Here is a 20292-nt window from a genome sequence, read left to right as displayed (position 1 = left end):
AAGTCTTCCTTCTTCGCCCTGCGTGACACGACCCCCATCGTCGCTGCCTTCGCTGCGCTCAGGGACGCGACACTTCCCCCGCTGCGCGGGAGAAGAAGACTTACCGCCGCTTCCGCTTCTGCATGACGAAGCCGATGACCTTGGCGGCGGCTTCGAAATGCTCGCGCGGGATGGTCTCGTCGATGTCCACGGCGGCGTAGAGAGCGCGGGCCAGGGGGACGTTCTCGACGATCGGGACCTTGTGTTCGCGGGCGACCTCGCGGATGCGCAGGGCGACGGCGTCGACGCCCTTGGCCACGCAGACGGGAGCGGCGTCGCCGTCCTCGTAGCGCAGGGCGACGGAATAGTGGGTCGGGTTGGTGACGATGACCGTGGCCGTGGGCACGTTCTGCATCATCCGCTGGCGGCTTTTCTGCATGCGGATCTGCTTGAGCTTGGCCTTGACGTGCGGGTCGCCTTCCGAGTTCTTGTACTCCTCCTTGACCTCTTCCTTGGACATCCGCATCCGCTTGGCGAAGCGGATCTTCTGCCAGATGAAGTCACCGCCGGCCGTCAGCCCCAGGAAGACCAGGGCCGACATCATCAGGGCGATCATCATGTCGCGCGCCAGGGGAAGGATGGTCGCCGGGCTCATGGCGGCCATCATCTCGAACTCGCGCATATGGGGCTTGAGCACCATCCAGCAGATCACCCCGACGGCGATCAGCTTGAGCAGGGTCTGACCGAACTGCATCAGGCCGTCGGGGCCGTAGATGCGCTTGAACCCGGCCATGGGACTGACCTTCTCCCATTTCGGCTTCATCTTCTCGCCGCTGAAGATCAGACCGCCGCTCTGGGCCACATTGCCGCCGACGCCGCCGATGATGGTGGCCAGCATCACGGCGCCCAGGAAGGGCACGACGATCCACAGGGCGTGCATGCCGATTTCGAGGCCGCCGCCCGCATCCAGACCGCCGATCATGGCGTGGGGCGAGGCGATGAAGGGCAGGAACCCTTCGGCCATGGTGGTGGCGAAGTATGACCCGCCGAAGACGATGACGGCGCAGGCCCCCATCAGGCTCAGGGCCTGGGCGACGTCGGGCGACTTGGCGACGTCGCCCTTCTTTCGCGCCTCCTCGAGTTTCTGAGGAGAGGCTTCTTCTGTCTTGGACTCGGGATCGGCGCCTTCAGCCACCGACGCCTCCTGCGCCCGCGGCGAACACGCGGGCGACCGCGCGGTACCGATCGATGAACACGGTGCCCATCACCCCCAGCGACAGGGCGAAGATGGACAGGCCCAGGATGACGCTGAGCGGGGCGGCGGCGAAGAAGACCTGAAATGCCGGCATGACCCGCGCCACCAACCCCGAGGCCAGGTTGAAGATCAGGGCGAAGACCACCACCGGCGCGGCGAGTTGCAGCCCCAGGGCGAAGCTGTCGCCGACGGTGCGGACCGCCATCTGGGCAAAGTCACCCATCAGGAGCGGTTTCATCGGGGCGATGGTCTGGTACGAGCCGACAAGTCCGGCGATGAACAGGTGATGGGTGTTGGTGGCGAACACCAGCACCGTCCCGAACAGCATCAGGAAGGACGCGATCGTGGTGCCGGGCTGGGCCTGGAGCGGGTTTGCGGTCTGGGCGAAGCTGAGGGTGGTCTGGAGCGACACGATCTCGCCAGCCGTCGACAGGGCCGAGGTGAACATCCGCAGCAGCATCCCGATCATCAGGCCGGTGACGACCTCACGGATGATCCAGCCGACCATGGTGCCCAGGCTCTGCGGCAGGGGCGGCAGACCACCGGCGACGATGGGCCACAGCGCCAGGGTCACGACCAGGGCCAGGGACAGGCGGATGCGCGGCGGCACATAGCTTTCGCCGATGCCCGGCAGGGTCAGCAGGATGGCGCCGATGCGTGCGAAGATCAGCGCGCCGGTCCAGACCTGTTCGCTGGTCGCATAAGGCTCCACCGCGTCGCTACATCCCGGCGATGCGGGCGGCGATCGTCCTCATGAACCCGCCCAGCAGGGCCCCCATCAGCGGCAGGAACAGCAGCAGGGACACAAAGATGGCGATGATCTTGGGGGCATAGATCAGGGTCTGTTCCTGAATCTGGGTCAGGGCCTGAAACAGACCGATGCCGACACCGACCACCAGACCCACCAGCAGGATGGGGGCGCACAGTTGCACCGTCAGCCAGATGGCGTCGCGACCGACATCCAGAACTTCCGCGCCGTTCATCTGAAAACTCACACTCCGGGAAACTCGGCAGAAAATGCCGGGAGCGTGGTTAACGGAGGGTTAGGAGACGCGTCATTCTGCCTGTCATCACCATCGATTGCGCGCGCCATCCGGATCGCCGCCGCGATCTGTCTTTCACGCATGGCGGAGCGAAGGTCGCACCCCCTCCCCTTTGCCGATTTCACCGCTATATCGACGCCATGACCGATCCCGTTGCGTTTCCCCCCGTTTCCCCCGCCGAGGCCGAGGCCGCCGTGCGGACTTTGATCCGCTGGGCGGGCGACAATCCGGATCGCGAAGGATTGCTCGACACCCCCGGCCGCGTGACCCGCAGCTACAAGGAACTGTTCGCCGGCTATGAGGTTGAACCGCGCCAGTATCTGGAGCGGACCTTCGAGGAGGTCGGCGGGTACGATCAGATGGTGGTGCTGAAGGATATCCGGTTCGTCAGTTTCTGCGAGCATCACATGCTGCCGGTCGTCGGCGTGGCCCACGTCGCCTATCTGCCCACCGATCGGGTGGTGGGCATCTCCAAACTGGCGCGGGTGGTGCGGGGCTATGCGCGGCGCCTCCAGATCCAGGAAAAGATGACGGCCGAGATCGCCACGGCCATCGACGAGGTGCTGCGCCCCGCAGGTGTCGGCGTCGTCATCCAGGCCGAGCATTCCTGCATGACCCTGCGCGGCGTCGACGTGCCGGGGGCCACCCTGACCACCTCGACCCTGCTGGGTGCCTTCCGCGACGATCACCGGACGCGCGAGGAGTTCCTGAGCCTGACCCGCCGGGGATGAGCGAGGCGGAGGCGCTCCATCGGTCGGCGCTGCTCAGCGGCATCGGCCTGGGCACGCCCTACGATCCGGCGCTGGCGATGACGCGGCTGCGTCAGGCGGCAGCGTTGGGGCACGATCTGGCGGCAGGGGCGTTGGCCGTGATCGAGGCCGAGCCGGACGGGCTGGAGGGATGGCTCACGCCGCCCGCGCCGCGCGTGCTTTCAGAACGACCGCACATCCTGGAGGTGGAAGCTTTCGTTTCGCCGGCCGTCTGCGACTGGCTGGTCGAGCGGGCGCGGGCGCGGATGGCACCGGCCGAGATCTACGATCAGGCCACGGGGGCCGGGCGGCCCGATCCGGTGCGGACCAACACGGCCTTCGCCTTCGACCTGGAGGCGACCGACATGGTGCTGGTGCTGGTGCGCGAGAGGATCGCGCGGCTGGCGGGGCTGCCGGTACCGGGGCTCGAGCCCAGCCAGGTGCTGAGATACACCCCCGGCCAGAAGTTCGACTGGCACGTCGATTTCCTCGACCCTGCGATGCCCGGCCATCGCGAGGACCTGGCGCGATCGGGGCAGAGGATCGCGACCTGTCTGGTGCGGCTCAACGACGACTACGAGGGTGGCGAGACCGCGTTCGCGACCGGCGATCGGCGGTTCGGCGGGCCGAAAGGCTCGGCCATTCTGTGGGCCAATGTGACGCCGGACGGGAGGGCTGATCCCCTGACACGCCACGCGGGCCTGGCACCGACGTCGGGCGAGAAATGGATCCTGTCGCAGTGGATGCGGCCCCGCGCGCCGCTGCGCGCAGCCTGAGCCCCCGCGTGCCGCTGCGCGCCTGACGAGATATTTACGCCTGTCAGGCGACAAATGGTCCGTTGCTTGCGCCGAGGGGCTCAAAGGAGCCTGATCCCATGGCCTGGACCGCGATTTCGACCCGAAACGAGACACCCGCGATCTCTCGCGGCGGGTGGCTGGACGCCCTGCGTTTCATTGTGGCCTCGCTGATCATCCTGCACCATTTCCAGGCGGCGGGCCCTGTACCGCTGGCTGAGCTGATCAATCCGATCTTCGAGCGGGGCGGGTTCCTGCTGACCAACTTCTTCCTGATCGATTCGGGATACGTCCTGATGCGGGTCTATGGGCCGTCGGTCGGGGCCGGAAGGATGTCGGCGGGCGACTTCTTCGCCAAGCGCTTCCTGCGGGTCTATCCGGCGCATCTGCTGATGGGGCTGGCGCTGGTCGTGCTCGTGGTCGCCTCGACTGCGGCCGGGATCGGGCCGCGCAATCCCGAGTGGTTCCGCTGGGACCAGTTGCCGGCGCAACTGACCCTGACCCAGGCGTTCGGCGTCTATGGCGGGCTGGGCTGGAACGCGCCGTCATGGTCGATCTCGGCCCTGGTCGGCTGTTACCTCGCGTTTCCGTGGCTGTTGAAGGCGATGCGCCGGATGGGGCCGTGGGCGGTGCTGGCGGGCGTCGTGGTGCTGTACCTGCTGGCCAATCAGGCGACCCACGCCCTGTTCGGATACCCGGTCTATCAGATGCCGATGATGTACGGCTTCTGGCGGGCCCTGCCGCTGTTCATCCTGGGGATGGGGCTGGCCGTCTTCACCGAAAAGGTCTGGATCGCGCCGAAGCTGGCGGCCTTCGTCGGCATCGTCTCGGCCGTGGCCTTCTTCGCCCTGGAACTGCACGGCAAGCATGCGCTCATCGCCCTGACCCTGATCTCGCTGATCATCCTGGCGGCGGGGGCCGTGCCGGTGACCCGGCCGTCGAAGCTGGTCGAGAAGCTGTCGGTGATGTCGTTCTCGATGTTCATCACCAATGAGGTGACGCGGATCGCCTTCTTCGGCGTCGCCAACGTGATGATCGCGAAGCTGGCCCTGCCCGTCGCGGCGCAGTGGGGCCTGTGGGTGCTGGGGGTCGTCATGGCGTTCGTGGTCGCCTTCGGCTTCCACATCCTGATCGATCAGCCGATCCAGAACCGGATCAAGGCCTGGCTGAAGGCGCGGCGTCGGCGTCCTTCGCCGGTCGTCGGGCCGGTGGTGTCGCTGGAGGGCTGAGCCCTCAGGGCGCTGGCCGCGTCGCGTTCCAGACGAAGACGAAGTTGCGCTGTTCGGCCCATGTCTGGCCCTCGACATGGTCGCCGACCAAACAGGCGGCGGTGTGATAGGGGCCGACGCCGTCCGAGGTGCGGAACGAGACGCACAGCCGCCCGTGCTGGGCCTTCCAGCGGCCGGCCTCGATCTGGCTCTGATAGAAGTCGCCGGTGACTGTGCCGTCCGGGGCCAGGGCCAGGTTCATCGGCTGCGTATAGGGCTGGGCCGGATCGACGCTGAGATCGACCGACCAGGTGCCATCGAGCTGAGCGGATGCCGGGGCCGCTGTCTGGACGGGTGCCGTCTGCGATGCGAGGGCCAGGAACAGGGCGGCGAGGATCATGGGCGAACTCCGGTTTGTGGCCAGACTGGACGGGCCAAAGACCCTGGGCAATCCATGATCCATTAACCGCGTTGAAAGGCCGCGCACGGCACAACCGGGATCAATGGCCCGCCCCCGTTCGAGATCGTCGATCGCGAGGACGTCCGTGGCGCTGGGCGCCATGGGCGCGGTCGTGCTCGGGCCCATGGCAGCGGCGGTCGCGCCCGCCTTTGCCCAGGAAGCCGCCGCCCCCACCGATCCCCTATCCATCCGCGTCGGGGCCAACCGCGACTTCACCCGCGTCGAGTTCGCCGGCGTCATCGGCCAGAGGTCGCGCGTCCGGCGCGAAGGCCAGGCCGTCATCGTCCGGATCGGTGCCACCGCCGCCGACGTCAGCCGCCTGAGGAACGATCCACCCCCCGGCGTCACCAAGGTCGAGACTCGCGCCGTCCAGGGCGGGTCCGAGCTGATCCTGACCCTGGCCGCCGGGGCCGACGCGCGCACGGGCACCGACGACGGCGCGGTCTGGGTGAACCTGTACGCCGATGCGGCCAGGGCGGCCCAGGGTCCGGCCCCGACGGTCGCGCCCGGTTCCCTGGTGCGGGTCGCGGCCGAGACGCATGACGACCAGGTCACGCTGAGCTTTCCGTGGACGGCTCCGGTCGGCGCCGCCGTGTTCCGGCGAGGCAATGCCGTCTGGGTGGTGTTCGACACAGCCGCCCGTCTGGAGATGCCCAAGCAGGCGGCCATGGGCCCGGCCGGGGCCGCACGCTGGGCCGCCGGTCCCGACTATACGGTGGTACGCATCCCGGCACGCAACGACCTGCAGGTCTCCGCGGTGGGCCAGGGCGCGACCTGGACCGTGACCATCGGCGGAGCGCCGACCTCGGCCGCCACGGCCGTCGAGGTCACCCGGGACGATGAGGCCGCGACCGCCCTGGTGGCGCGGATGGCCGGGGCGACCAAGGCCATCTGGCTGACCGATCCCATGGTCGGAGACCGGTTCGCGGCCGTCACCGCCCTGGCCCCCGGCAAGGGCAATGGGGCGCTGCGCAGGACGATCGACGCCACCCTGTTGCCGACGGCCCAGGGTCTGGCGGTCGAGACCCCGACCGACGACCTGACCATCAAGACCGAAGGCGACCTGGTCACCGTGACCCGGCCGCGCGGCCTGACGATGTCGCCGCCATCCCAGGCCTTCGACGAGGCCCCCGAGGCCGAAGACACGCTGAAGAAGGCCGCCTTCCCCGCCATGATCCTCGCCGGCTGGGCCGATCCGGGGCACGACGGGTTCGCCAAGCGGTATCGCGCGCTCCAGGACGCGGCGTCGCTGGAAACCATCCAGTCCACAGATGACCCCCGCACGCCGATCGAGGCGCGGATGCAGTTCACCCGGTTCCTGATCGGATCAGGTCTGGGGTTTGAGGCCATCGGAGTTCTGAACGCCGCGATCGCCAAGACGCCCAGCCTGCAAGGGGAGCCGGAGATCCGGGGCCTGCGCGGCGCGGCCCGGGCCTCGATCGGACGGTTCGAGGAGGCGGAGGCTGACTTCTCGGCCGGGGCCCTGGCCGGGGATCCCTCGACCAAGGTCTGGCAGGGGTATCTGGACGCCCAGCGCGGCGACTGGGCTTCGGCGCGCCAGAATTTCGCCGCCGGTGCCGCCGTGATCGACGACTTTCCCAATACATGGAAGGCCCGGTTCGGGGCGGCCCATGCCCAGGCGGCCCTGGAGCTCGGCGACCTGAACGCAGCCCGCACCCTGCTGGCCTACAGCTTCAGCCAGAGGGCGCCGGCGGCCGACCAGTTGACCGCACGGCTGGTGCAGTCGCGACTGTTCGAGCTGACCGGCGAGAGCGATCGGGCCCTGGCGGTCTACAAGGCCGTGGCGCGTGCGCCGCTGGACGGGATCGCGACGCCTGCCAAGCTGGGTGTCATCAAGCTGTCCCTGGCCAAGGGGCTGATGACGCCGGTCCAGGCGGCGGCCGAGCTGGAACAGCTGAAGTGGCGCTGGCGCGGCGATGCGACCGAACTGGCCGTCATCCGAACGCTGGGCGGCCTTTACCTGTCGCAGGGACGGTATCGTGAGGCGCTTGAGACGCTGAGGGGGGCCGGCAAGCAGCTGGGTGACCTGCCGGGCGCGGCCGAGCTTCAGGCCGATCTGGGCAATGCCTTCCGGGCCCTGTTCCTGGACGGGGCGGCGGACGGATTGCAGCCGGTGCAGGCGGTGGCCCTGTTCTATGATTTCCGCGACCTGACGCCCGTGGGGGCTGACGGCGACGAGATGGTGCGCCGGCTGACGCGTCGGCTGGTCGACGTCGATCTGTTGCCCCAGGCGGCCGAGCTGCTGAAACACCAGGTCGACGAACGGCTGGAGGGGGTGGCCAAGGCTCAGGTCGCGTCGGACCTGGCAACGCTCTATCTGATGGACCGTCAGCCCGAGAAGGCCTTGCAGGCCATCTGGGGCTCGCGCACCACCCTGTTGCCGACGGCGCTGAACACCGAACGCCGCGCGATCGAGGCTCGGGCCCTGATGGACCTGGGCCGGTACGACCACGCGCTGGAGACCCTGGGGACCGACACCAACGGCCCGGCCCAGGACGTGCGGGCGGAAATCCTGTGGAAGCAGCAGAACTGGGCCGGGGCGGCCAAGATCTATGAGGCGCGGCTGGCGGGTCGGGCGGCGGATACGGCGACGCCGCTGTCGGCGGCCGAGGAAAGCCGCGTGATCCGGGCGGGCATCGGCTATTCGCTGGGGCGGGACGCGGCGTCGCTGGGCCGACTGTCGCGCGCATTCCAGCCGTTCGTGGAGCGGGCCCGGTCCAAGGCGGCAATGCAGATCGCGCTGGATACGCTGAACGGGATGGACGGGGTGGCCAGTGCCACGACCTTTGCCGGCCTGACCGCCTCGGCCGACACCTTCGCGGGCTGGGTGGCCTCGGCGAAGGAAGAGTTCAGAAAGCAGACGGGCGGAAACGGCTGACCGTTCCCGCCCGCGTTCCTCGTCGCGATGCGACGCGGAAGGTCTTACTTGTTGACGGCGTCCTTGAGGGGCTTGGACACGCGGAAGCGCACGGCCTTGGAGGCGGCGATCTTGATCGTGGCGCCCGTGGCGGGGTTACGGCCTTCACGCTCGGCGCGGGCAGCGGTGTCGAACACGCCCAGGTTCGAGATGCGGACGTCGCCGCCGCCGATCAGCGAGGAGTGGATGTTCTTCACGATGGCTTCCAGCACGCGGCCGGCGTCGGCCTGCGAGACACCGGCGTCCTTGGCGACGGAGGCGATCAGTTCAGCTTGAGTGGTCATATGGTCGTTTCCAAAAAAACCGCCCTGTTCCGGGCGATGACCGAGGGATCAAACCTCTTTTCAGCGGCTTGGCAAGCTTCGTTGCGGCGCAAAAGCCCTCGTGGCGGGCTTTTACCCCCCTCCTGACGCCCTCTGGAAGCTCTCGACCAGGCTTCCGGCGACCAGTCGCCAGCCATCCACGAGCACGAAGAAGATCAGCTTGAACGGCAGGGAAATCACCACTGGCGGCAGCATCATCATACCCATCGACATGAGCACGCTGGAGACCACCAGATCGATCACAAGGAACGGAACGAAAAGGAGAAATCCGATTTCGAACGCCGTTTTCAACTCCGAGATCATGAAGGCCGGCGTGACCACCCGAAGCGGCAGATCTACGGCCGGGGTGTCGGCCGGAACCTGGCTGAGACGGGTGAACAACGCGAGGTCGTCACGCCCCACCTGGGCCAGCATGAAGTTCTTCACAGGTTCCGACGCCAGATCGAACGCCTGGGGCAATTCCATCTGCTGATCCATCAGGGGACGGATGCCCGAATCATAGGCGTCCTGCCACGTCGGGGCCATGACGATGGCGCTGAGGAACAGGGCCAGGGACACCAGAACCGCGTTCGGCGGCGACTGCTGCATGCCGAGCGCGGTCCTCAGCAGGCTGAGCACGACGATGATCCGCACGAAACTGGTGGTCATGATGACGATCGAGGGGGCCAGCGACAGGACGGTCATCAGCCCGACCAGTTGCACCACCCGCTCGGTCAGGCCCGCCCCGGTGCCGAGGTCGACGTTGATGGCGGCGCCCGACTGGCCGGCGGCGGCGACGTCCTGGGCCAGGGCGGCGAGCGGCCAGACGAGGCAGACCAGGGTGGTCAGGAGGGAGAGGAGAAGGGCACGTTTGAGTTCGTCGCGCGTGGGCAGGACGAAGATCGCGGGCCTCTCCCTCCCCCGCGGGGGAGGGCAGATCGCGAAGCGATCGGGTGGGGGCGGCAAGGCGATACGGCGATGATTTGCGTCGCCCTTCCCACCCGGTCTCCGCTTCGCTGCGACCACCCTCCCCCGAGGGGGAGGGAGACGTTCTTGGGAACTCACTTGCCCGCCTCCGACCCGCGCGGTTCGATCAGCTCGCGGCCTTCCCCCAGCAGGATCAGCCGTTCCTCGTCGTCGATCCGCACCAACACCAGCCGACGTGCGGGATCGAGAACCAGGGTCTCCATCACCTTCATCCGGCGCTCGCCGCGTTCGGCAGACAGGCGGGCCATGAGTTGCGGCGCATAGCGGCGCGCGGCCCAGGCGGCCAGGCCGATCAGGCCCAGCACGAAGGCCAGGCCGAAGATGGCGCGGGCGAGGTCGAGGAGGTTCATGCGAAACGGGCCCGGCGGCCGGACAGACAGATGGCCGATCGCGCGGAGCCTTTAACCATCGTGGTTAACGGGGCGTTGAAATAACCCGGCGTTAACCATGCACACGGCATTTTCTGCCCATCTGCCGAAGGATTGTCGCCCATGGGCTACGCCGACCTGCCGCTGCTGAGCCAGATCAAGGGCCGCCTGACCTGGCTGGACGAGCGCCAGCGCGTGGTCGCCCAGAACGTCGCCAACTCCGACACTCCCGGCTATGTCGCCCGCGACCTGAAGGCACCGACCGATTTCGCCGCCGCGATGAGGCAGGGTGGCGGGTTGCAGATGACGCGGACCAGCGCGGCCCATATCGCCCCGGCCAACGGCGCGGTGGCGCGCTTCACGTCAGAGAAGACGCCGGATTCGGAGACGACGCTGGACGGCAACTCGGTCGTGGTCGAGGAGCAGATGCTCAAGATGGCCGAGAGCCGCATGGCCTATGACGCCGCCATCGGCCTGTACACCAAGTCCATGCAGATGCTGCGCATGGCCGCCAAGAAGCCCGGCGCATGAGGTCTGAACCATGAGCGATCCCGTCAACGGCGCCCCGCCTCGCAACAGCGCCATGGCGGTCGCGGCCTCGGCCCTGCGCGCCCAGCAGTCGCGGATGCGGGTCATCGCCGAGAACATCGCCAACGCCGAGTCGACCTCTCCGACCGCCGGCGGAACCCCCTATCGCCGCCAGATTCCGGTCTTCCAGGCGCGCGAGATGGACGGAGCGACGGGCGTGGCCCTGGCCGAGGTGCGGCCGGACCAGAGCGATTTCCGCATGGACTACGATCCCGCCCACCCGGCGGCCAACGCCGACGGCTATGTGATGCGGCCCAATGTCGACACCCTGATCGAGGCCATGGACATGCGCGAGGCGCAGCGGGCCTATGAGGCCAATCTGAACGTCATCGAGACGGCGCGGTCGATGGAAAGCCGCACCCTCGACATCCTGAAGCGATAGGACCTGAACGATGAATCCGATGGCGGCGATGAAGGCCTATCAGGCGGTCCAGGGCGGGGGGATGCCCACGGGCGGCCCGGCCCCAACCGGCGCGCCCGGCTTCGGCGAACTGTTGCAGAACGTCATGGGTGACATGACCCAGCAGACCCGCGCTGCGGAAACGCAGATGACGGGGGCCATCTCGGGCCAGAACAACATGATCGACGTGGTCACCGCCGTGTCCAGCGCCGAGGCCAGCCTGGAGACCGTCATCGCGGTGCGGGACCAGGTCATCTCCGCGTACCAAGAGATCATGCGGATGCCGATCTAAGGGGAACGGGATCGCCGCTCCGGACGCTGGTTTCCCATCGAAAGGGAGACCGCCATGCTCAGAGACCGAAACTCATCCGCCATCGTCGCCGTCCGCGACATAGATCGGGCTCGTGCCTTCTATGAGGACACCCTTGGACTGAAGCGGCTTGATGGGACCGGCGACGAGATGCTGGCCTTCTCAACGGGCGAAACTGTTCTCACCGTCTATGTCTCGGAGTTCGCGGGCACGAACAGGGCCAATGCCGTGACGTGGGATATGAGGGGCGACATGGTCGAGACCGTCGATGCTCTGAAGGCAAAGGGAGTCGCGTTCGAACACTATCGCGATCTGCCCGGCCTGACCCTGAACGGCGACGTTCACGAGGTAGGGGATATCAAGCTCGTGTGGTTCAAGGATCCGGACGGCAACATCCTGCATCTAATCGAAGGGATGTAGCGGGTCGATGCGACACTGCCGTCTCTTGCATCGGGCCTGATGCAGGCCGACATCCCGGACGTCAGGAACGCCCATGTCAGAACCCGCCTATCCGCCGCTCAACACCCTTTCGACGGGCATCCGCTGTCGTTGTCCGCGCTGCGGCAAGGGGCCGTTGCTCAGGGGGTATCTGACCATTCGCGATGAATGCCCGGTTTGTCACCTCGACTTCAGTTTCGCCGATCCGGCAGACGGTCCGGCCTTTTTCGTGATGTCGGGCGTGGGGGTCGTCGGGATGATGGCCTTCATGGCGTTCGAGTTCATGGTCCACCCGCCGATCTGGGTGCATTTTGTGGTGACGCTACCGTTATTGGCCCTGATGTGCCTGTCGGTGCTGCGGCCGTTCAAGGGCTGGCTGGTGTCGGAACAGTATGTCCACAAGGCCGCCCCGCCGGAATGGCAGAGCATCGGCAAGCACGGCGAAGGCTCGAAGTGGCGCTGAGTTACAGGGCCTAGATCGGTTCGGGCGGGTTAGAGGTCCAGGCGGCGGCGAGGCGGTCGATCACCTCGGGCGAGGTCTGAAACGCATGGCCATCGATGGCCGTGATCGGACAGGCGGGCGTGGCGCTGTTGCACAGGAAGGCGCCGTCGAAGGCGTCGAGGTCGGCGGTGCGCACCGGTCGGTTCACTGACGTCATTCCGACGCCGGCCAGGCCGCGATCGATCAGGATCCGGGTCACGCCCGCCAGCATCGGGGCCTGAGGCCAGACGACCAAGTCGCCCGACAGGAAGCCGATGTTCCAGCTGCTGCCCTCGGAGATGAGCCCGTCGGCGTCGGCGAACAGGGCGTCGTCGAGGCCAGCCTCGCGCGCCAGGCGCCGCGCCCGGATCAGGCCGTAGATGGCCGTGTGCTTGATGTGGGCGTCTTCGCGAACATAGGTCTGGACCTGAAGCCGGACGCTGGTGGCGAGCGGCGGCGGCGGTGGCGACAGGGCGGTCATGACCTTGGGGCGGACTTGGGCCGAGGGCGTGCGGGACCAGATGTCGGGCGAGAACAGGCTGACCCGCAGCCAGGCGTCGCGGCGGTCGGCCAGCGCCGCTCGGACGTGGGCGCGCAGGCCCCCCTCCTCCACCGGTTCTCCGAACAGGGCGACGGCGTAGGCGTCGAGGCGACCGAGGTGGTGCCCCAGCCCGCGCACACCGCCGTCCTCGACCCGAAACGAGGTGTAGGCCCCGTAGTTGACCAGAGCGAGATAGGTGAGGTCGGCCTCGGTGGGGGGGAGGCCATCGATCAAGATCGCCGTCATGCTTCCATCTCCCAGAGGGAGAGGGCTTGAGCGCCCGAGAGCGTCAGCGATCGGACTTGCGCGAAAGGGTGAGGGGCACCGTGCCAACCGGTGAGGGCGTAACCCCTCACCCTTTCGGCCAAGGCGCATCGCTGCGCTCTGCGGACCTCAAGCCCTCTCCCTCCGGGAGAGGGATCAGTCTTCCGTGTCACCGTTCGAGTCATCGACGTCTCCACCGGGCGATTCCGCCAGGCGTTCGACCGAGACGACGCGTTCGCCGTCGGCGGTCTTGAAGATGGTGACGCCCTGGCTGGAGCGGCCGACGACGCGGACCTGACTGACCCGCGTGCGGATCATCTGGCCGGTCGAGGTGACCATCAAGAGATCGTCGGTTTCTTCCACCGGGAAGGCGGCGGCGAGGCGGTTGCCGGCGCGACCGCCCAGGCCGTGGGCGGTCAGACCCTGGCCCCCGCGACCCGTGCGGCGGTACTCATAGGCCGAGGATCGCTTGCCGAAGCCGGTGTCGGTCACGGTCAGGATCATCTGCTCCGCAGCACCCAGGGCCGCGATGCGTTCGAGCGACAGGACGGCGTCGCCGCCCTCCCCTTCGTCACCCTCGTCAGCTTCGACCACCGGCGTCTCGTCATCGCCCTCGCTGGTTGCCCCGTCGCTGGCCTTGCGCATCGCATTGGCGTGCTTGACGTAAGCGCTGCGTTCCTCGGGCGTCGCGTCGACGCGACCCAGGATGGCCATGGAGATGACCTCGTCGCCGGATTGCAGGCGGACGCCGCGCACCCCGGTCGAATCCCGGCCCTTGAAGACCCGGACGTCGTCGGCCTTGAAGCGGATCGCGCGGCCGAGCGCGGTGGTCAGCAGGACGTCGTCCTCGCCGGTACACAGGGCGACGCCGACCATGTGATCGCCGTCCTCCAGCTTCATGGCGATCTTGCCGGCGCGGTTGACGCTGGCGAAGTCGCTGAGCTTGTTCCGGCGGACGTCGCCCGACTTGGTGGCGAACATGATGTCGTAGTCGTGCCAGGTCGTCTCGTCCTCGGGCAGGGGCAGGACGTTCATGATCGAATCGCCCGGCTCGATCGGCAGCAGGTTGACGAAGGCCTTGCCGCGCGAGGTCGGGGCGCCCAGCGGCAGACGCCAGACCTTGAGCTTGTAGGCCTTGCCGTTGGTGGCGAAGAACAGGACCGGCGTGTGGGTCGAGGCCGAGAACACGCCGACCACGGCGTCCTCGTCCTTCATCGTCATGCCGGACTTGCCCTTGCCGCCGCGATGCTGGGTCCGATAGGCGTTGAGGGCGACGCGTTTGACATAGCCGCCGTGGGTGACGGTCACGACCATGTCCTCGCGCGGGATCAGGTCCTCGTCCTCCATCTCGGCGTCGCCTTCGCCGATGACGGTGCGACGCGGCACGGCGAACTCGGACTTCACCAGCAGCAGGTCGTCGCGGATGATCTTGAGGATGTTGGCACGGTCCGACAGGATGGTCAGGTGGCCCTGGATGGTGTCGGCGAGGGCGCGGGCTTCGCCGAAGATGTCGTCGCGGCCCAGGCCGGTCAGGCGGCTGAGCGTGAGGCCCAGGATGGCGCGGGCCTGTTCGTCGGTCAGGTTCAGCTTGTCGCCGTCGATCAGCATGGACCGCGGGTCGGCGATCAACTCGACCAGGGCGATCATGTCGGCGACGGGCCAGGGCTTGGACTGCAACCGCTCGCGCGCCTCGGCCGGATCGGCGGAGGAGCGGATGATGTGGATGACCTCGTCGATATTGGCGACGGCGACGGCCAGACCGACCAGAACGTGGCCTCGATCGCGGGCCTTGGCCAGCTCGAACTTGACGCGGCGGACGACGACTTCCTCGCGGAACTCCAGGAAGGCTTCCAGAAGCTGGCGCAGGCCCATCTGTTCAGGGCGACCGTGGTTCAGGGCCAGCATATTGACGCCGAACGACGACTGCATGGCCGAGAAGCGCCACAGCTGGTTCAGGACCACGTCGCCGGAGGCATCGCGCTTCAGCTCGATGACCAGCCGCATCCCCTGACGGTCGGATTCGTCGCGGACGTCGGAGATGCCCTCGATCCGCTTTTCGCGGACCATTTCGGCGATCCGCTCCTGAAGGGTCAGCTTGTTGACCTGATAGGGCAGTGCGGTGACGACGATGGCCTCGCGGTCCTTGCGGATCGTCTCGATGGTGGCCACGCCGCGCACCACGACTGAACCGCGACCGTCGCGCAGGGCGTTGCGGGGCGCGGTGCGGCCCATGATCTCGCCGCCCGTCGGGAAGTCGGGACCGGGCACGATGTCCAGCAGGGCGTCGTCCGAGACGTCCGGATCGTCCAGCAGGGCCACGGCCGCGTCGATGATCTCGCCCAGGTTATGCGGCGGGATGTTGGTCGCCATGCCGACGGCGATACCGCCCGCGCCGTTGACCAGCAGGTTGGGGATCCGCGCCGGCAGGACGACGGGCTCCAGCTCCTTTTCGTCGTAGTTCGGCTGGAAATCGACGGTGTCCTTGTCGATGTCGGCCAGAAGCGCGCTGGCGGCCGGGGCCATCCGGGCCTCGGTGTAGCGCATGGAGGCCGGCATATCGCCGTCGACCGAGCCGAAATTGCCCTGGCCGTCGACCAGCATCAGCCCCATCGAGAAGGGCTGGGCCATGCGCACCAGGGCCATGTAGACCGAGGCGTCGCCGTGCGGGTGAAACCGGCCCAGCACGTCGCCGACCACACGGGCGCATTTCGAATACGACCGTTCCGGCGTCATGTTCAGGTCGTGCATCGAATACAGGATGCGGCGGTGAACGGGCTTCAGGCCGTCGCGCGCGTCCGGCAGCGCACGGCTGACGATCACGCTCATGGCGTAGTCGAGGTAGGAGCGTTTCAGCTCGTCCTCGATCGTGATGGTAGAGATGTCTGAACCGCCCGTACCTGCAGGAGGTGCGGCGTTTTCGTAGCTGTCGTCAGTCAAGGATTTGAGGCTTTAAGTGGCCGGAATCGGAACGTGATCCGCTGTCGCGTTTTCTAGCATCCGAGGCGTCCGGTGGCAAAGTTTGCGCGCCCTTCGGCCTCGTCCGTGAAAGGAACATCCATGCGCATCCCCGCTCTCGCCCTGTCCCTCGCTGCCGGTGCCCTGATGGCCGGGGGTTGCGCCGCGGCCCGGACGGCTGCCCCCGCCCCCGCCGCGACGACCGCGCCCGCGCCTCAGCCCGTCGCGACGGCCGCGCTGAAGACGGCGGACGGTAGCGATGCCGGGATGGTGACCGCCTACAAGGGCCCTCTGGGGGTGCTGCTCGTGGTCGAGGGCAAGGGCTGGCCGCAGGGGTGGCATGGCGTCCACCTGCACGCGGTCGGCACCTGCGAGGGGCCGGGCTTCACCTCGGCGGGGGCCCATGTGAACCATCCGGAGACGGCGCGTCCGCACGGCCTGCTGAACAGCAACGGCGGGCCCGACCTTGGGGACCTGCAGAATATCCATGCGGCGGCGGACGGGTCGGCCCAGGCCGAGGTCTATGTGTCGGGGGCCGGACTAATCGGGCCGGGATACGACCTGCTGGACGCCGACGGGGTGTCCTTTCTGGTCCACGCCAACCGCGACGATCACGTCAGCCAGCCGATCGGCGGGGCCGGGGCGCGCATCGCCTGCGGGGTATTCCGTCCGTCGTAGGCCGCGCTGATCACGCGCGGGCGGCACCGGCCCTGAGACCTCGTTCTGCCAGGGCGACGAGCGCCACACCCGCCATGGTCAGGGTCGCGCCGACCAGGATCTGGACCGTCAGCACGTCGCCGAGCAGGCCCCAGCCGATGGCGATGGAGACGACCGGCGTAGCCAGCAGATACGGCGTCACCCGTCCGGCCTCGCGTCTCTGGACCAGCCAGAAGGTCAGGCTGGTTGCGACGACCGATGACGCAATCCCGGCCCACAGGATGCAGACCCAGACCAGCGGCGTGGCGGACATGATCTGGGCGGCCTGGTCACGCTCGAACACCGCCGAGGCGGCGGCGAGGCCCGGAAGAGCGACCAGGGCCAGCAGGCCCTGCATCTTGAGCGGGGGGATGGAGGTGGTGCGTCGCGCGATCACCGTCGTCATGGCCCAGCAACCGCTGGCGGCGATGCCGACCAGGATGGCCTTCCAGTCCTCAAACGCGTGAGGGTCCAGTGTCATCCAGGCGACGCCCAGGAAGGCGACGGCCATGCCGGCGAGCGCCAGCTTCGACAGCCGTTCGCCCAGCAGCAGGAAGGCGAACAGGGCGGTGAAGGGGATCCACATCTGGGCCGCCACCGACACCGGGCTGACATCCTGGGCCAGCCAGAAGGCGAGATAGATCAGGCCATAATGGATTGGGCCGCCCAGCACGACGATGATGGCCAGGCTCTTCCAGTCCGGAAAAGGCGGCCGGACGAACCAGGTCAGGCAGGCCGCCGCCAGGGCAAACCTGAGCGCCGCCACCAGCAGGGGCGACATGGTCTCGGTCGCGACCTTGGCTGCGGCATTGTTGACGCCCCAGATCACCAGCACCGCCACGATGGCGGCGATCTCGAGCGAGGTCAGGGGGCTGTGGGGCTTGTCAGGTACGGTCACCGGGGCGTCATGCCACAGGGGTGTGGCAATGGCGCGTCAAGATGGGTGACGGGGTGTTTCGCTTTGACATGTACATGCAGTGCGCGCATCCTGTACGCATGGCCGACATCACGCTCACCGAGATGCGCAAGGACCTGTTCCGAATTGTCGATGAGATGATCGGAGGCGGCGAACCCGTCCGTATTCGCCGGGGTAATATTTCGGTCGAGTTGACCGCCAGGGTAGTCGAAAAACCCGACAGCCAATTGACGAGAGCAGAGCGGTTCGACCGGTGGGTGGCCAAAGGCCCTCGCCCAGGGTTTGAAGACTCGGATTACGACCACACCGACAAGAGCCATCGCGTCTGGGATCCCGACCGGGAATTCAATATCCTGCGCAAACCTTGAGCCAGCTCGACACCCATATTGTCGTGTGGCTGTATGAAGGCCGGGCAAGCAAACTGTCGAAGGCGGCTCGAAATCTGATCAGGCGTTCCGACACGGTCACTATTTCGCCGCTGACCCTTATGGAACTCGACAACCTCATCGCTGGACGACGGGTCAAGGCAGAGAGCCCGGCGACCATCATCGCGATCATTTCCCAGGAAATCGGTCCCATCGACGTCTCCCCGACGCCCTTTCAGGACATCATTGCCAAGGCGCTGACCATCGGCTGGACCCGCGACCCGTTCGACCGTTTGATCGTGGCCAATGCGATGGCTGACGGCGTCAAACTGATCACTGCGGACGAGAAGATCCGCGCCAACTTCAAGGACGCCGTCTGGGACTGACGGCGTCCTTGTCTTCGATCAGAAAGGGATGTCGTCGTTGAGGTCGTAGCTTTCGCGGGGGCCAGAGGGCTTGTTGGCACCGCCGGTGGAAAAGCCGGAGGAATAGTCGTCATCGCCGCGACCGCCGCCCGAACCACCGCCGTAACCGCCGCCACCCTGGGACGCGCCGCCGCCGTCACGGCCGCCCAGCATGGTGAGCTGGCCGTTGAAGCGACCGACGATGACCTCAGTGGTGTATTTCTCGACGCCGTCCTTGTCGGTCCATTTGCGGGTCTGCATCGCGCCCTCGATGTAGACGGTCGAGCCCTTTTTCACATAGTTCTCAACGACCTTGACGATGTTGTCGTTGAAGATGGCGACGCGGTGCCATTCGGTCTTTTCCTTGCGCTCGCCCGAGGACTTGTCGCGCCAGGTCTCGGAGGTGGCGATCGACAGATTGGCGATGCGGTCGCCGTTCGGCATGGACCGGATCTCGGGGTCGCGCCCCAGATTGCCGACCAGGATGACCTTGTTGACGCTGCCCGCCATGATGTTCTCTCGCGTTGTCTGCCCCGCGCGGTTCGGCGCGGCTTGATTGATTGACCCCGCCTAGCGCGCGCTTGCACCCACGTCAGGCTGTTAACGCCGCCTTAACACGAATGCTGTGGATGTTCCAGCTTTGTTCTGCTACTCGGCGGCCTTGCCCGGCATGGGCGGGGCCACCACAGCCTCGACCGGCGACCGGTCGATCGCGCCGGGCACGGCCAGACGTCCGTCGCCGGTGCGGGCCAGGGCGAAGAAGCGGGGGCCGTCGAGCTTCTGGGACTGCCAGACGCCGGCCCGGTCAATGAACAGGTACAGGCCCTGATACGAGCCGATCACCTCGGTCTGTGAGCCGCCCATGCGCAGGAAGCGCAGGCGCATCTCCTCCAGACGCGCCGCGCAGGCCTCCATCTGGGGCTGGTTGTCGGCCAGGCGGTTGAACCGAACCTCGCCCTTCTCGCCGGGCTCGGGCGTCACGACGGCATAGCAGACGCCGTTTTCGGCCGGGGCCTTTACCTCGGGCGTACAGGCGGCGAGGACGGCGGCGGAGGCGGCCAGGGCGGCGGTCAGGACAAGGGTGCGCATGGTTACAGGCTCGGGAACTGACAGTTGCGGTCCTGTTCGGCCAGGACGCGGAAGCGGTTGTTGTCGTTGGACTGTTCGACCCGGCGCGGCACCAGGCGAAGGGTGACGTCGCCCGAGCGGCCATACTGGGCGTCGCCCAGACGCTGCACACAGGCCCCGGAATACAGGGCCTGAACGCACTGGCTCAGGCTCATCGAATTGGACACGGTGCGCCATTCGGACCCGGTGTGGCGCAGGCAGGGACTGCCGTTCGCGGAGGTGGCCGGGACAGGCGTGGCGGTCTGGAAATCCCCCGGCGATGCGGGTTGAGGCTGGCCGGACAGGTCACCCGTCGCGATCCCGGGCTCGGCCGGTGGCGGAGCGAAGGCGGCGGTCGGGGCAGCGGCCAGGGCACCGGTCTCGTCCAGGCCGACGTCGAGCGCATCGGTGGCCACACCGTTACGGCGCGCGCAGTCCGGAAGGGTGGCCAGGCCGACATACTGGCCGTTGACGAAGCAGCGCAGCTCGCGCGTGGTGTCGAGAACCGGGGCATCGGCGAGATCGACGGTCAGGCCGCCGCGCGCCGCAGGCGGGGCCTCAGGCGTCTCGTCACGGCCGCCGGTGAAGACCAGGGCCAGGACCACGGCGGCCAGGATGGCCAGGCCGGCACCGATCGCCAGGATCACTCGGTTGTCGACAGGCATTGCGCAAGGCACTCGCGTGGCAGGTGATGCTCAATAACGCCGCCGGACGGCCCGGCGTCAACCGCCAACCCCGGTGAAC

25 protein-coding genes are annotated in these 20292 nt (G+C 67.4%); 12 read left to right on the top strand and 13 right to left on the bottom strand.

From position 1 onward, the window contains the following. Positions 1 to 100: 100 nt before the first annotated feature. Genes flhB through fliQ form a run of 3 tightly spaced genes read right to left on the bottom strand, consistent with a single transcriptional unit; the run spans position 101 to position 2217 of the window. The gene (gene flhB / locus O5K39_RS07550) at positions 101 to 1174 is read right to left on the bottom strand and encodes a flagellar biosynthesis protein FlhB (protein ID WP_271146661.1); all 1074 of its coding nucleotides are present in this window, start codon (positions 1172 to 1174) and stop codon (positions 101 to 103) included. Continuing rightward, positions 1167 to 1946, bottom strand: coding sequence for a flagellar biosynthetic protein FliR (gene fliR, locus O5K39_RS07545; protein WP_271146660.1), 780 nt, complete (start codon positions 1944 to 1946; stop codon positions 1167 to 1169). Before fliR ends, flhB begins: the two co-directional genes overlap by 8 nt. Before the next feature lie 7 nt (positions 1947 to 1953). Beyond that, positions 1954 to 2217, bottom strand: a complete 264-nt coding sequence (fliQ, locus tag O5K39_RS07540; protein WP_271146659.1) for a flagellar biosynthesis protein FliQ — start codon at positions 2215 to 2217, stop codon at positions 1954 to 1956. Positions 2218 to 2417: 200 nt separating this feature from the next. Between fliQ and folE the strand changes: the two genes are divergently transcribed. From folE to O5K39_RS07525, 3 genes are all read left to right on the top strand, one after another. Next, positions 2418 to 3008 (top strand): GTP cyclohydrolase I FolE, encoded by a 591-nt coding sequence (folE, locus tag O5K39_RS07535; protein WP_271146658.1) that lies wholly within the window; start codon positions 2418 to 2420, stop codon positions 3006 to 3008. Further along, positions 3005 to 3802 (top strand): 2OG-Fe(II) oxygenase, encoded by a 798-nt coding sequence (locus O5K39_RS07530; RefSeq protein WP_271146657.1) that lies wholly within the window; start codon positions 3005 to 3007, stop codon positions 3800 to 3802. The genes folE and O5K39_RS07530 overlap by 4 nt, the downstream gene beginning before the upstream one ends. Before the next feature lie 98 nt (positions 3803 to 3900). Next, positions 3901 to 5049, top strand: coding sequence for an acyltransferase (locus O5K39_RS07525; protein WP_271146656.1), 1149 nt, complete (start codon positions 3901 to 3903; stop codon positions 5047 to 5049). Positions 5050 to 5053: 4 nt separating this feature from the next. On the opposite strand, the gene O5K39_RS07520 is transcribed toward O5K39_RS07525, so the two are convergent. Beyond that, positions 5054 to 5428, bottom strand: coding sequence for a hypothetical protein (locus O5K39_RS07520; RefSeq protein ID WP_271146655.1), 375 nt, complete (start codon positions 5426 to 5428; stop codon positions 5054 to 5056). 145 nt (positions 5429 to 5573) lie between these two features. Here O5K39_RS07520 and O5K39_RS07515 point away from each other — a divergent pair, with 145 nt between their 5' ends. After that, a complete protein-coding gene (locus O5K39_RS07515) occupies positions 5574 to 8387 on the top strand; it encodes a hypothetical protein (RefSeq protein ID WP_271146654.1) in 2814 nt (937 codons plus the stop codon). A gap of 44 nt (positions 8388 to 8431) precedes the next feature. Here the strand turns inward: O5K39_RS07515 and O5K39_RS07510 are convergent, their stop codons facing one another. From O5K39_RS07510 to O5K39_RS07500, 3 genes are all read right to left on the bottom strand, one after another. Next, positions 8432 to 8710, bottom strand: coding sequence for an HU family DNA-binding protein (locus O5K39_RS07510; protein WP_271146653.1), 279 nt, complete (start codon positions 8708 to 8710; stop codon positions 8432 to 8434). A gap of 111 nt (positions 8711 to 8821) precedes the next feature. Beyond that, positions 8822 to 9631 (bottom strand): flagellar type III secretion system pore protein FliP, encoded by an 810-nt coding sequence (gene fliP, locus O5K39_RS07505; protein ID WP_271147122.1) that lies wholly within the window; start codon positions 9629 to 9631, stop codon positions 8822 to 8824. A 158-nt stretch (positions 9632 to 9789) separates the two neighbouring features. After that, positions 9790 to 10065, bottom strand: a complete 276-nt coding sequence (locus O5K39_RS07500) for a flagellar biosynthetic protein FliO (protein ID WP_271146652.1) — start codon at positions 10063 to 10065, stop codon at positions 9790 to 9792. 141 nt (positions 10066 to 10206) lie between these two features. On the opposite strand from O5K39_RS07500, the gene flgB reads away from it, so the two are divergent. From flgB to O5K39_RS07475, 5 genes are all read left to right on the top strand, one after another. Continuing rightward, entirely contained in the window at positions 10207 to 10614 is a 408-nt protein-coding gene (flgB, locus tag O5K39_RS07495; protein ID WP_271146651.1) for a flagellar basal body rod protein FlgB, read from the top strand. 10 nt (positions 10615 to 10624) lie between these two features. Continuing rightward, positions 10625 to 11053 (top strand): flagellar basal body rod protein FlgC, encoded by a 429-nt coding sequence (gene flgC, locus O5K39_RS07490; protein ID WP_271146650.1) that lies wholly within the window; start codon positions 10625 to 10627, stop codon positions 11051 to 11053. Positions 11054 to 11063: 10 nt separating this feature from the next. Then, positions 11064 to 11363 (top strand): flagellar hook-basal body complex protein FliE, encoded by a 300-nt coding sequence (fliE, locus tag O5K39_RS07485; RefSeq protein WP_271146649.1) that lies wholly within the window; start codon positions 11064 to 11066, stop codon positions 11361 to 11363. A 54-nt stretch (positions 11364 to 11417) separates the two neighbouring features. Further along, a complete protein-coding gene (locus O5K39_RS07480; RefSeq protein ID WP_271146648.1) occupies positions 11418 to 11801 on the top strand; it encodes a VOC family protein in 384 nt (127 codons plus the stop codon). 73 nt (positions 11802 to 11874) lie between these two features. After that, on the top strand, positions 11875 to 12282 hold the full coding sequence (locus O5K39_RS07475) for a DUF983 domain-containing protein (protein WP_271146647.1): 408 nt from the start codon (positions 11875 to 11877) through the stop codon (positions 12280 to 12282). Positions 12283 to 12292: 10 nt separating this feature from the next. On the opposite strand, the gene O5K39_RS07470 is transcribed toward O5K39_RS07475, so the two are convergent. Both O5K39_RS07470 and gyrA read right to left on the bottom strand, forming a co-directional pair. Next, positions 12293 to 13087 carry an aminotransferase class IV gene (locus O5K39_RS07470; RefSeq protein WP_271146646.1) on the bottom strand — a complete coding sequence of 265 codons (795 nt, stop codon included), beginning with the start codon at positions 13085 to 13087 and terminating at the stop codon, positions 12293 to 12295. A 174-nt stretch (positions 13088 to 13261) separates the two neighbouring features. Then, on the bottom strand, positions 13262 to 16042 hold the full coding sequence (gyrA, locus tag O5K39_RS07465) for a DNA gyrase subunit A (RefSeq protein WP_271146645.1): 2781 nt from the start codon (positions 16040 to 16042) through the stop codon (positions 13262 to 13264). A 120-nt stretch (positions 16043 to 16162) separates the two neighbouring features. Here gyrA and O5K39_RS07460 point away from each other — a divergent pair, with 120 nt between their 5' ends. Next, positions 16163 to 16738: a superoxide dismutase family protein gene (locus O5K39_RS07460; protein WP_271146644.1), complete on the top strand. Its 576-nt coding sequence runs from the start codon at positions 16163 to 16165 to the stop codon at positions 16736 to 16738. A 10-nt stretch (positions 16739 to 16748) separates the two neighbouring features. Here the strand turns inward: O5K39_RS07460 and O5K39_RS07455 are convergent, their stop codons facing one another. Next, positions 16749 to 17654, bottom strand: coding sequence for a DMT family transporter (locus tag O5K39_RS07455; protein WP_271146643.1), 906 nt, complete (start codon positions 17652 to 17654; stop codon positions 16749 to 16751). A gap of 98 nt (positions 17655 to 17752) precedes the next feature. On the opposite strand from O5K39_RS07455, the gene O5K39_RS07450 reads away from it, so the two are divergent. After that, complete coding sequence (locus O5K39_RS07450) at positions 17753 to 18040, top strand: hypothetical protein (RefSeq protein WP_271146642.1); 288 nt, start codon at positions 17753 to 17755, stop codon at positions 18038 to 18040. Continuing rightward, the gene (locus tag O5K39_RS07445; protein ID WP_271146641.1) at positions 18037 to 18423 is read left to right on the top strand and encodes a PIN domain-containing protein; all 387 of its coding nucleotides are present in this window, start codon (positions 18037 to 18039) and stop codon (positions 18421 to 18423) included. Before O5K39_RS07450 ends, O5K39_RS07445 begins: the two co-directional genes overlap by 4 nt. 18 nt (positions 18424 to 18441) lie before the next feature. On the opposite strand, the gene ssb is transcribed toward O5K39_RS07445, so the two are convergent. The 3 genes from ssb to O5K39_RS07430 form a co-directional block, all read right to left on the bottom strand. Next, a complete protein-coding gene (gene ssb, locus O5K39_RS07440; protein WP_271146640.1) occupies positions 18442 to 18951 on the bottom strand; it encodes a single-stranded DNA-binding protein in 510 nt (169 codons plus the stop codon). 138 nt (positions 18952 to 19089) lie between these two features. Continuing rightward, complete coding sequence (locus tag O5K39_RS07435) at positions 19090 to 19530, bottom strand: hypothetical protein (RefSeq protein WP_271146639.1); 441 nt, start codon at positions 19528 to 19530, stop codon at positions 19090 to 19092. A 2-nt stretch (positions 19531 to 19532) separates the two neighbouring features. Next, positions 19533 to 20213 (bottom strand): hypothetical protein, encoded by a 681-nt coding sequence (locus O5K39_RS07430; protein ID WP_271146638.1) that lies wholly within the window; start codon positions 20211 to 20213, stop codon positions 19533 to 19535. Between the last annotated feature and the right edge of the window lie 79 nt (positions 20214 to 20292).

The organism is Brevundimonas sp. NIBR10, assembly GCF_027912515.1.
Classification (GTDB): Bacteria; Pseudomonadota; Alphaproteobacteria; order Caulobacterales; family Caulobacteraceae; genus Brevundimonas.
Note: the sequence above shows the minus strand (reverse complement) of the source record. Positions and strands in the feature narration are given on the sequence as shown.

Bases quoted from the DNA above. Each gene is read 5' to 3' on its own strand.
- fliQ (WP_271146659.1), bottom strand. From the start codon at position 2,217: ATGAACGGCGCGGAAGTTCTGGATGTCGGTCGCGACGCCATCTGGCTG.
- folE (WP_271146658.1), top strand. From the start codon at position 2,418: ATGACCGATCCCGTTGCGTTTCCCCCCGTTTCCCCCGCCGAGGCCGAG.
- O5K39_RS07530 (WP_271146657.1), top strand. From the start codon at position 3,005: ATGAGCGAGGCGGAGGCGCTCCATCGGTCGGCGCTGCTCAGCGGCATC.
- O5K39_RS07525 (WP_271146656.1), top strand. From the start codon at position 3,901: ATGGCCTGGACCGCGATTTCGACCCGAAACGAGACACCCGCGATCTCT.
- O5K39_RS07520 (WP_271146655.1), bottom strand. From the start codon at position 5,428: ATGATCCTCGCCGCCCTGTTCCTGGCCCTCGCATCGCAGACGGCACCC.
- O5K39_RS07510 (WP_271146653.1), bottom strand. From the start codon at position 8,710: ATGACCACTCAAGCTGAACTGATCGCCTCCGTCGCCAAGGACGCCGGT.
- O5K39_RS07500 (WP_271146652.1), bottom strand. From the start codon at position 10,065: ATGAACCTCCTCGACCTCGCCCGCGCCATCTTCGGCCTGGCCTTCGTG.
- flgB (WP_271146651.1), top strand. From the start codon at position 10,207: ATGGGCTACGCCGACCTGCCGCTGCTGAGCCAGATCAAGGGCCGCCTG.
- flgC (WP_271146650.1), top strand. From the start codon at position 10,625: ATGAGCGATCCCGTCAACGGCGCCCCGCCTCGCAACAGCGCCATGGCG.
- fliE (WP_271146649.1), top strand. From the start codon at position 11,064: ATGAATCCGATGGCGGCGATGAAGGCCTATCAGGCGGTCCAGGGCGGG.
- O5K39_RS07480 (WP_271146648.1), top strand. From the start codon at position 11,418: ATGCTCAGAGACCGAAACTCATCCGCCATCGTCGCCGTCCGCGACATA.
- O5K39_RS07475 (WP_271146647.1), top strand. From the start codon at position 11,875: ATGTCAGAACCCGCCTATCCGCCGCTCAACACCCTTTCGACGGGCATC.
- O5K39_RS07470 (WP_271146646.1), bottom strand. From the start codon at position 13,087: ATGACGGCGATCTTGATCGATGGCCTCCCCCCCACCGAGGCCGACCTC.
- O5K39_RS07460 (WP_271146644.1), top strand. From the start codon at position 16,163: ATGCGCATCCCCGCTCTCGCCCTGTCCCTCGCTGCCGGTGCCCTGATG.
- O5K39_RS07450 (WP_271146642.1), top strand. From the start codon at position 17,753: ATGGCCGACATCACGCTCACCGAGATGCGCAAGGACCTGTTCCGAATT.
- ssb (WP_271146640.1), bottom strand. From the start codon at position 18,951: ATGGCGGGCAGCGTCAACAAGGTCATCCTGGTCGGCAATCTGGGGCGC.
- O5K39_RS07435 (WP_271146639.1), bottom strand. From the start codon at position 19,530: ATGCGCACCCTTGTCCTGACCGCCGCCCTGGCCGCCTCCGCCGCCGTC.
- O5K39_RS07430 (WP_271146638.1), bottom strand. From the start codon at position 20,213: ATGCCTGTCGACAACCGAGTGATCCTGGCGATCGGTGCCGGCCTGGCC.